Below are 1,439 nucleotides of genomic sequence, written 5' to 3'. Positions count from 1 at the left end.
TCAAGCTCAATGCGGGCGGCGGCGCAGGCTCCGGCTCCGGCTGGGCGGGGCAGGTGCCCGTTATCCCCAAAGGGGTGGAAGTGGTCAAGGCTCCCGAGCTGGTTGAGCTCATCAAGGCCATCCCCACCGAGAAAGCGATGGAGGCGCTCTTGAAAGAAGAGAAGCCTGGCGCGTTCTACCTCTTTTCTGAATAAGGAAACAGCATGAAGTTTGCATTTCCCATCCTCACCGCCAAAGGGGAAGAGTTCAAGGACGTCAAGGCGCTGACGGCGCTGATCAATGGCGAGCAATCGGGTCACTATCTTCTTGGCAACCACAACAAGTGGCATGGCGGCATTCATATTAGCGACAAGAGTGCCCCTTGGTGCAAGGATAAGTACCCCGTCAGAGCCATTGCCGATGGCAAGGTGGTGGCCTTCCGGATGATGAAGGATTACCTGACCTCTGAATTTCAGGGGGAGACCTTACGTTATTCAAACTGCTTCTGCTTGGTACAGCACGAATATTGTGAGATCAATGCAGAAACTAAAGCGAAAAACGAGTTCACCTTTTATTCGCTCTATATGCACCTGCTGCCTTGGGATAAGTACCAAAGCGCCGAGAAACTGGTGCTAAAAAAGGGTTGGAATGCGCGCAATTCCGTACCCCATGCCAATCCCGATGCCGAGCAGCAGCGAATTGATGCCGCCTTGCCTCGTTTCACGTTGCCCAAGGATACCGAACTGGAGATGGACAGCAGCACGCCATCCCAAAAGGGGAGTGTCGGGGGCAAGGAGTATGATTTCATCAAGGTGACCATCAAGAGCAAGCTCTCCAATGCCCAGATGAAGGAGGCCGAGAAGGCGGGCGTATTGGTCAGTGAGGGAAGCTCGGTCTGGATCGCTAATAGTCCGGATGCAGTGACCTATATCAAGCCCAATGTGCCGACCTGGCTTTTCGATCAGATAGATGCCGATTTATTGAAGAATATGGCTGGATGTGCAGATCCGGTCTTGGATGATAAAAGTGGTCGCTTGATGGTTGGCAGTGACAACGTCTCACTGCCAGCCGGCACTAAGTTGCAGTATGATGCCCACCAACTCGAATTCCATTGGATTGGTGACAAAGCACGCAAGATGGCCAGATGCAAATATGTGATGCCGAGTGGGGATGGCGTTCCGGGTAGTTGTGGTATCGCCTGGGTGTGCGTCGAAGATGAATTTATCAAGGCAAAAATGCTCCCCCCCTCACATCTCGGTGAGTTATATGTTTTGCCATCCCCCGTGGCTATCGCGGCGGGTGAGACCATAGGTTACCTCGGTCTGGTGGAAACGCCGGGCTCCCTGATTGGGGGCAAGAAGAGCAAGCATCAAGTCCATCTTGAGGTGTTCACTCAGGATCCCCGTCTGGATGATGTTCTGGCCAACAAGGCGGGAACGAAAGGTGGCGCTACCTATGCC

At 53.6% G+C, this 1,439-nt stretch carries 1 protein-coding gene and 1 pseudogene; both read left to right on the top strand.

Annotation, left to right across the window (positions count from 1 at the left end; genetic code table 11):
- On the top strand, nucleotides 1-194 hold a 194-nt coding region (locus AAC083_RS18305), incomplete at its 5' end, for a hypothetical protein (RefSeq protein ID WP_146181728.1).
- Nucleotides 195-203: 9 nt separating this feature from the next.
- Nucleotides 204-1,439, top strand: a pseudogene (locus AAC083_RS18300) (hypothetical protein); the annotation flags it as partial.

The sequence above is a fragment of the Aeromonas sp. HMWF014 genome, from assembly GCF_963878295.1.
Classification (GTDB): Bacteria; Pseudomonadota; Gammaproteobacteria; order Enterobacterales; family Aeromonadaceae; genus Aeromonas; species Aeromonas popoffii.
The sequence above is the reverse complement of the archived record's forward strand: the minus strand, read 5'-3'. Positions and strand labels throughout refer to the sequence as shown.